Origin of the sequence: Streptococcus sp. 2022WUSS135, assembly GCF_044427045.1 — a bacterium.
Taxonomy (GTDB): domain Bacteria; phylum Bacillota; class Bacilli; order Lactobacillales; family Streptococcaceae; genus Streptococcus; species Streptococcus hashimotonensis.
Genome location: NZ_JAOTGL010000045.1, coordinates 1 through 7,724 on the forward strand (window position 1 = coordinate 1; position 7,724 = coordinate 7,724).

The following is a 7,724-nucleotide window of genomic DNA, read 5'->3' on the forward strand; positions in this document are numbered from 1 at the left end:
TGGCAGGTAAAAATTCTTCATGTAAGCCCAGCATATCCCCAAAAGGTCGTACCAGTTTCACGCTCAAATCATCATAGAAATCTTTCACTTCATTACAACGACGTTTAAGTTCGTCAAGGTCATTTGCGGAAACACGCACCACATAAGAGAGCTTATACATGGATTCCTTGCTTTGGTCTAAATTATTTTCCAGCTCATTGACACTTTCCAGAGCTTCCGCCACATTAGAGCTGGTTTCGTTATCACTTTGCCATGCGTGGTTATCTAGGTCTTTTAGTTCTTTCTTTTTATTACGAACGGTGCTTAGTGCTTTACGGTTTGCCACGATTTCCACATTCATAGAAGTATCAATCGGGAATGTAAATTGCTGTTGCTGGTAGTAGAAGATTTCAGAGGACGGAAAGTCCAATTCGCCGACAATGCTGTTGATGGTAAAGTACGCCACATAGACGGTTTCGTCTTCCTGTTGAATTTTTAGGTATCGCTGTTTTTCTTCCACCAGACAACGGGTCGGTTTAATAAGGTCATAATATTTAATCAGCGTTTCATTATCCAGCTTCTTCTTTGATAGATGGTACTCATAATCTTCATAAGCTGTACCTGTCTGTCCATAAAGATGTTCAATCAGATAGCCGAAGTCGTCCTTATCCAGTCTACGGATTTTGAAACGACGAGAGATTTTATTTTCCAAGAGCTTTTCCATCTTCTGAAAACGCAGGATTTCATCATTACTCATGCTGACAAAATCGCCCATTAGCTTATGGTTCACATCATAGACAAAATCAGACAAAGCATTTTTGGCTTCAACGGTAAGACTTTTCATAGAAAACTCTTGATCGTTGAGAAGCAACTTAAAGCCGATAAAGAAGCGGTAGTCCACTTGATTTTCGCCAATCATGGATATTAAAGCGTCTGTCTGTTGGTCGATTTTGTCATAGGCAATTACTTTGAGTTTGCCAGTTACTTCCTCTTTGGAACGTTCTTGTGCAGAACGTATGCTGGATTCTGTACTGATTTGTAGAGCATGAATCTTGCCATCACGATTTTGTGCGATAAGCTGTCTGAAAGAATCATGCACTTGTATTTTCTGTTCTGGACTTAGGAATGAGTAATTGTAAGGAATAAGCTCATAATAGGCGTAACATTCGCCATCTTTATTCCAGACCAGATTATTTTCAATGTATTTAATTGGATATGCCATAAAATTCACTCCTAACTGTCGTAATGGCTTCTTGTGGCTGGTTTCTGCCAAGGGTTACTTTTTTCCCTGCATAGGTCAGCTTTGGTCGCAGTGCATAAGCAATGACAGACTTCAAAAATCCATAAGGCTTTTTACCATCAAAGGTTTTTGTAGACATAAACCATGTGAAAGCCACAGGAATTCCAAAATATTTGAGAAATGCTCCCTCAATCATGGAAAGAGGTGGCAAGTTGCCAAGTATCATAACCGCAAACAGTGACACGACAAACCACGTCATTTGCGTAAAGGTTATGGGAAACGGAAGTCTAAAATCGTTGATGGAGTACAGCACTTTCTCAACAGACCAAATACTGGTATAGCTTCGTATTTTCTTCATAGAATCAATCCTTTCAATAGACGATTTCAAAAATCCCATAATTGGTTGTGATAAAAGTTCCCGAAATTTCTAAATCACGACCATAGGATTCGTAATCAATATAGTTTTGAAGACTGGTTGGCACTTCGCCCAATACTCCAGTTTCTTCAATGTAGTAACGTGCGACATCTACCATATCATCACAATCCGAGTGAATGATAATATCCTCTTGATGTTCGCTTAGTTCCTCAATACTTGAAAAATGAGTGAGCAGAGCAGATAGCTCGGATTGTAGTTCCTCTGGCAACTCCGATACCATTTCCCATAGGCGATTGAGTTCGCCAATAGAAGTGTATTCGTCAACCGTAAAGGGTAACTCATAATCGTGAATGGCGTATTCCTCGTATTCATCATTCAAGCCGATTTTCTCTTTGACTTCTTCAAAATCAATGGGAAAGGTAAACCAAGCACCGACTAATTCTCCTTCATTGTATTTACCTAAGTTGGCAATATAGACTTGCATATCGTCCATGTGTTCACGTCCTTTCTTTGTAGAGATTCAAAAATCCCTACCGCACTTCGTTTGGTGTACCATTCTTTTGCGGAACATAAGAAAACCACTTATATTCCACAAAATAACGGTTTAATTTAAGCACCGATAATGCGATTAAATAGCTCTAATAAAATGTCTTTTACTCCAGCAGCGTTGAACACCAAGCCCACCGCAATAATCGCAATGATGAGAAAGCCAATCAGTTTACTAAACTCACGCTTGAAGCCAAGATACAAGCCAATTACAACGATTGCTAAAAGTACCAGTGATTGAGCATTTGATAGAAACCAGTTATAAAGGTTTTATCCAAAATTCATAAAAATGTTCTCCTTTCTGTATGCAGTGAATTTGTATTTAAGTTATTTTTTTGTCGTTATCACGTCCTGTTCTTTTACCGACTGTTGCTTTAAAATCTGCTTGTGTCGGTCTGTCAGTTTCGCATGGTCGAGAATGTCTTTCACAACCTGCGTCTGGTTAATTTCATCAAGTGTAATAGCAACCTTTAAGGTCGGGGCGACTTGATGAGATAGCCAGTTTAGTGTCCTTTGGAAAGAGTAAGGCTCTGGTTTTGTGGTTAGCTTTAATCGTTCACGATTGTTTCCAATAAACCATGCCCATTCTTCATTGAGTTTCCAATCGGAACGTGCTTTTGAATCGTCCTTATCCACAAAGCGGATATACCGATTGATAATCTTAAAAGCTGTATGCTCTGGATTATCATAGACAAGTAAATCACGTACTGCATAATAGGCACGCTCATTTTTTAGTCGGATTTCAAAACGGTTTTTAACCTCTGCGTCTTCAATGGGAATATCATTTTTCTTGTACTGCTCATAGTCCTTTTCATAGATACAGAAATAGACTTCGCTTTGTAATGAACCGATATAAAGCGTGTTTCCCATACATTCCTTTTCATCTTTGCGTACCAGTTCGCCACTGCGATAGCTCTTGAAACTGCGGAACACCGAAATACACTCTTCCTGTAGGCATTTTTCCGTCAGTGTGGGAATATTCAAAATCCCTGTTTTATCGTTGATGGCAAGGTCAAGGCGTTTCATCACGCCACCAGCCACCAAAGCGTCCATAAAGAACTCATACCAGCTTCTTTGTTGTGCTAGAAGATAGCTTTCAAATTGTCTGCACCCACGACCTTTTAATTCCACCAGAACACCTTTGTCTATCTCATGAGAGCAGAGAACGAATATATCGCCTAAGGCATAATGTTCTGAATAAGAATAAAAGCCATAGTCTTCATGAAGAAAATAGGAAAGTTTCAATTGCAATATTTCTTCAACCACATGCTGTACGTCCATTGTGGGAAAGCGAATCCTTACATAGTCAAAGAGCATTTCAAGTGGGGCATCGGGATTGAAGCGTTCCAGAGTTTCCCAAAGGGATTGTTGCAACTCGTCTGATGGCTTAACCTTGCCAGTTTCAATGTCGCTAAGATATTGCCTTGTAATGCCTGTAGCAATAGCCAGTCGGTTTTGAGATAGCCCATAAGCCAACCGTTTTTCCTTTAAATGCTGTATCAAAGTTTGTTCATTCAGTTAAATCCCTCCAATTAAAAAAGGTATGTCAACTATTGAAGCTCATTTGACATACCACGAAATTTTCTAAACTCCTTGTAACCAAAGAATTTTCTGCTATTTTTTTGACTGTTTCCTGTCGATTTGTACCCCCCTGTTAGATACGGGGGGTGAATGGTTGGCGTGGCTGTCGCCACACCAACCGGCAGACAGCCCGCACGGCAAGGCTTACGCTTCGCACGCCTTTTGTGCGTCCTGCCTGCCGTCTGCGAGTTTCTTTATCTCCCCTAAGAAGTCATGTCCTTTCGGTACAAGGGGTGTGTAAAATTCAGATATGACACTTGTTCCTACGTCAACATAGCCACGACCTTTGATTTGCTTTAAGAAAAAATCCTTCTGCACATCACTTCCAAACATCATGCCATAGCCCATTTCAGACATACGACCTAAAGCCACCCTGAAATTAAACTGGTCACGGATACCGTCGCCAAGATATTTTGCGTCCGGTCTTTGGCAGGCTAAGATTAAGAAAAAACCTGCCTGCCGACCTAACATGACTATCTGTTTTAACTTGTTTAAGACAGCGGTATTCTCCTTTGTTCCAAGCATTTCCATAAAAGCGACATATTCATCAAAAATCAGAAAATGAGCCGGAAGTCCCAAATAGGCATAGTTTTCACCTGTTTTGTAGTTTGTCATTTCTTTCATAGCCGTACTGCGTTCCACCATTTCCTCATAGAATCTGTCAATGCAGGAAAGTATATCTTCCTTTTGGTAATAAACATCTTTCATGACAGAACCTAAGTCTGCAAGGTCGGCATTTTTCGGGTCAAGGATATACAGTTTTGCGTTTGTACGGAGCAGGGCTTCAATCAGGGTCAGGATAAAATAGGTTTTACCGCCACCTGTACCGCCTGCAATCAGCATGTGAGGGAGTTTGTCATATTCCCACCAGATATTTTTCATCAGGCGGAGCCTTCCATTTTTTGCCTGTACTTCATCAATGGATATGCGGTTGGCAATCATGTCATAAAGCAGGGTATATTCCACATAAGAATCTTTCAGCTCTTTTTCGGTCAGCTCACAATATAAGCCACTTTCTAACTTTTTCTCTAAATGCAGGAGCTGTTCCTGATACTTGCCCAGTGTGATTTCTACACATATCCGTATCAGACCGTTTTTCATGTGGTAATAGATTTTCGGGAAGTAGCTTATCTTTTCCCTTGTCCGACCGGAAGAATCTTCAAAAATACCCTCTGATTTTACCTGTTTTACTTCATACCATTTATTTTCCAGTATCATTCTGGCTAATTTCTGACGATGGTAGAGTTGTTTTATCCAGTCATAACGATAGCGTCTAATCACAAAAATCAGTGACAGACAAACAATACCGGAAATGATACAGCTTAAAGCAAGGTAGGGAGTATTGATTTCACTTGCCTTTGGTAAATGAAACTCCTGCCGATTTATCTCTAAGATAGTTTTGGCATGAAACAGGGCGACTACAAGAATAAACACCGGCAGGAGTATAGATATGACTGTATGAAAGACCAAATCTTTATCGCTTGGTCGAATCCGTTTACCGGAAAAAAGCCACTGTTTCATCTGCGTATTCCTCCTTTCGATTTTTTCTCTTTCTCTTATTTTTCAGTAACAGGCTCTTTTTTAGGAGCTTCTCTTTTGAAATTTCCCATATCCTTTGCCAGAACAATATCATCCGCCTTGATGTACCAGTCCACCTCTGCTCCCTGAAAGGTTGCGGTTGCTACTGTATCGGCAACCGGATTGACAAGCTCTACATGTGCGTTATAGTCAAAGTCTTTTAGCGGAACACCGGCTGGAATGCTTACCTGAATCATTCGTCCCTGTCCTTTGGATTTAAGGTCATAGGTACGCTCCTTGATTTCTTCCGAAAGCGTGCCATCTTCCTTTTGAATGCGTACCTCACGACGGAGTGCGGAGAATTTCAGCTCTCCAAAGGTCGCTTCCTTTTCTAAAACAATACCGTTTGCTAATCTCATTTCTTTTCCTCACTTTCTATGCTTTTATCATGTCATCTGCTTCCAAAATATAATTGGTAAAACCTCGTGTGCCGATTTTGTATCCCTCTGCTTTGATACGGGGATTGATGAGCTTTACTTTTTCCTCAAAGGTAAAGTTTTTCTCGCCTGTTTCCGCCGGAAGTGTTACCACAATATCATCTGCTCTCTGTACATCGGAATAGAGGTTATAGCTTCTTGATAAAACGGTAAGCTGTCCGTTGATTCTTCTTTGTATGACCTTATCCTCACCGGCAAACTCCAAGTTTCCAAAAGTCTTTTCCATGTTGGGAATAACATATTTTAGTTCCATATTTTTCGTCCTTTCTGTGATATATTGATTTTTATATTTTCAGTGTGTCTGTCGTGGGAGAGCGACATTTCTTTTCATGAGGTTTTCTTGTCATCATTATCACGACCTTTCAAATTGAGTAAAAAAATAGACACCTCATATTTGAAGTGCCTACCTCTTTTGAATATTCAATTTGTATTGGAAGTGCCTTTTTAATCTTCACCTTTCAAGGAAAATCGTCGTACCAAAGCTCATTCATACGTAGTAAATCAGTAGTAATTTGATTGGTTTTATCCTTGATGGGGTGGAATACTTCCAGTGTTTATGCGGATAATTGGAGTTTTGTTATGTTTTTATTTTAAAAATTTTTTCTTTTTTTGTTGACAATTTTCAGATAATTCAGTATATTAGATACATCGTAAAATTTAAGAAAGATTTAAGGAGTTTTCATGAAAACAAGAAAATTTGCAGTAGCGCTTGCTACATTTGCCTCTGCAGCTCTACTTGCTGCATGTGGTAATGTTTCGACAACCAATACTTCAGCCGCAGGTTCTTCTGTAGGTGATACATTTAAAATCGGCTACAACTTGGAGTTGTCAGGTGCTGTTTCATCCTATGGTCAAACAGAGGAAAAAGGTGCCAACCTTGCCGTGAAAGAAATCAATGCTGCGGGTGGTATTGACGGCAAAAAAATCGAAGTGATTACAAAAGACAACAAGTCTGAAACAGCAGAGGCAGCTACTGTTGCAACAAGCTTGGCAAGTGAAGGGGCAAACGTTGTGATTGGCCCTGCTACATCAGGAGCTTCAGCAGCCTCTATTCCAGCATTGACATCTGCTGGTGTTCCTATGATTACTCCTTCAGGAACTCAAACAAACTTGGTTGTGAACGATAAAGGTGAGGTACAAGAATACTTCTTCCGTACAACCTTTACAGATGGGTATCAAGGTCAAATTATGGCTAAATACGCTACTGAGAACTTGTCAGCTAAGAAAGTTGTTCTTTACTTTGACAACTCTTCTGATTATGGTAAGGGTGTAGCAGAGGCTTTCAAGAAGGCTTACAAAGGAGAAATCGTTTCAGAAATCACATTTGCTTCTGGCGATAAGGATTTCCAAGCTGCTTTGACAAAATTGAAAGATAAAGAATTTGATGCCATCATCATGCCTGGTTACTACAATGAAACAGGTACAATTGTGAAGCAAGCACGCGGTTTGGGTATTGACAAGCCAATTCTTGGTTCAGATGGTTTTGACTCACCACAATTTACTGAATTGGCAACTGCATCAGCAGCATCAAATGTTTACTACCTTTCTGGATTTGTAACATCAGCAAGCGAAAAAGCAAAAGCATTCCATGATGCATACGTGAAAGAGTACAATGAAGAGCCATCAATGTTCTCAGCTTTAGCTTACGACTCGGTTTACATGGCAGCAGAAGCAGCAAAAGGTGCAGCTGATTCAGCAGCAGTGAAGGCTAATCTTGCAGCTCTGAAAGACTTTGAAGGTGTGACTGGTACAATGTCTGTTGACAAAGAGCACAATGTCGTTAAATCAGTTTATGTTGTTAGTTTAACAAACGGAGAAGAATCATCTGTAGATACTATCTCTATTGACTAATAGTGGACGAAGAGGCTGGGCAAAAACTAGCTTCTCACATATAAAAAACGAGCAATTCCACTTAGGAGTTGCTCGTTTTCCATTTCATGCTTTATAATTATAATAACCACAAAACAACTAGAAAGGCATGAAAATG

8 protein-coding genes and 2 pseudogenes are annotated in these 7,724 nt (G+C 39.9%); 1 reads left to right on the top strand and 9 read right to left on the bottom strand.

Translation table 11 applies throughout. The annotated features are described in order from the left end of the window. The 9 genes and pseudogenes from ODU45_RS09560 to ODU45_RS09600 all read right to left on the bottom strand — a co-directional run. Nucleotides 1-1,201, bottom strand: a pseudogene (locus ODU45_RS09560) (ATP/GTP-binding protein); the annotation flags it as partial. Beyond that, nucleotides 1,185-1,577 carry a conjugal transfer protein gene (locus ODU45_RS09565; RefSeq protein WP_025186755.1) on the bottom strand — a complete coding sequence of 131 codons (393 nt, stop codon included), beginning with the start codon at nt 1,575-1,577 and terminating at the stop codon, nt 1,185-1,187. The pseudogene ODU45_RS09560 and the gene ODU45_RS09565, both read right to left, overlap by 17 nt. A gap of 13 nt (nt 1,578-1,590) precedes the next feature. Then, nucleotides 1,591-2,088, bottom strand: a complete 498-nt coding sequence (locus ODU45_RS09570) for an antirestriction protein ArdA (RefSeq protein ID WP_398581211.1) — start codon at nt 2,086-2,088, stop codon at nt 1,591-1,593. Between the two features lie 116 nt (nt 2,089-2,204). Beyond that, the gene (locus ODU45_RS09575) at nt 2,205-2,345 is read right to left on the bottom strand and encodes a hypothetical protein (protein WP_398581212.1); all 141 of its coding nucleotides are present in this window, start codon (nt 2,343-2,345) and stop codon (nt 2,205-2,207) included. A gap of 123 nt (nt 2,346-2,468) precedes the next feature. Beyond that, nucleotides 2,469-3,673 (bottom strand): annotated as a pseudogene (gene mobT / locus ODU45_RS09580) (MobT family relaxase). A gap of 18 nt (nt 3,674-3,691) precedes the next feature. Beyond that, complete coding sequence (locus ODU45_RS09585; RefSeq protein WP_398581213.1) at nt 3,692-3,847, bottom strand: conjugal transfer protein; 156 nt, start codon at nt 3,845-3,847, stop codon at nt 3,692-3,694. A gap of 19 nt (nt 3,848-3,866) precedes the next feature. After that, nucleotides 3,867-5,243 carry an FtsK/SpoIIIE domain-containing protein gene (locus ODU45_RS09590; RefSeq protein ID WP_155965657.1) on the bottom strand — a complete coding sequence of 459 codons (1,377 nt, stop codon included), beginning with the start codon at nt 5,241-5,243 and terminating at the stop codon, nt 3,867-3,869. Between the two features lie 35 nt (nt 5,244-5,278). Continuing rightward, nucleotides 5,279-5,659: a YdcP family protein gene (locus ODU45_RS09595; RefSeq protein ID WP_155965655.1), complete on the bottom strand. Its 381-nt coding sequence runs from the start codon at nt 5,657-5,659 to the stop codon at nt 5,279-5,281. 16 nt (nt 5,660-5,675) lie between these two features. Continuing rightward, nucleotides 5,676-5,990, bottom strand: a complete 315-nt coding sequence (locus ODU45_RS09600) for a YdcP family protein (protein WP_155965653.1) — start codon at nt 5,988-5,990, stop codon at nt 5,676-5,678. A gap of 428 nt (nt 5,991-6,418) precedes the next feature. Here ODU45_RS09600 and ODU45_RS09605 point away from each other — a divergent pair, with 428 nt between their 5' ends. Beyond that, nucleotides 6,419-7,588, top strand: a complete 1,170-nt coding sequence (locus ODU45_RS09605) for an ABC transporter substrate-binding protein (RefSeq protein WP_136671173.1) — start codon at nt 6,419-6,421, stop codon at nt 7,586-7,588. The last annotated feature ends 136 nt before the right edge of the window (nt 7,589-7,724 follow it).

Bases quoted from the DNA above. Each gene is read 5' to 3' on its own strand.
- ODU45_RS09595 (WP_155965655.1), bottom strand. From the start codon at position 5,659: ATGAGATTAGCAAACGGTATTGTTTTAGAAAAGGAAGCGACCTTTGGA.
- ODU45_RS09605 (WP_136671173.1), top strand. From the start codon at position 6,419: ATGAAAACAAGAAAATTTGCAGTAGCGCTTGCTACATTTGCCTCTGCA.
- ODU45_RS09600 (WP_155965653.1), bottom strand. From the start codon at position 5,990: ATGGAACTAAAATATGTTATTCCCAACATGGAAAAGACTTTTGGAAAC.
- ODU45_RS09565 (WP_025186755.1), bottom strand. From the start codon at position 1,577: ATGAAGAAAATACGAAGCTATACCAGTATTTGGTCTGTTGAGAAAGTG.
- ODU45_RS09570 (WP_398581211.1), bottom strand. From the start codon at position 2,088: ATGGACGATATGCAAGTCTATATTGCCAACTTAGGTAAATACAATGAA.
- ODU45_RS09590 (WP_155965657.1), bottom strand. From the start codon at position 5,243: ATGAAACAGTGGCTTTTTTCCGGTAAACGGATTCGACCAAGCGATAAA.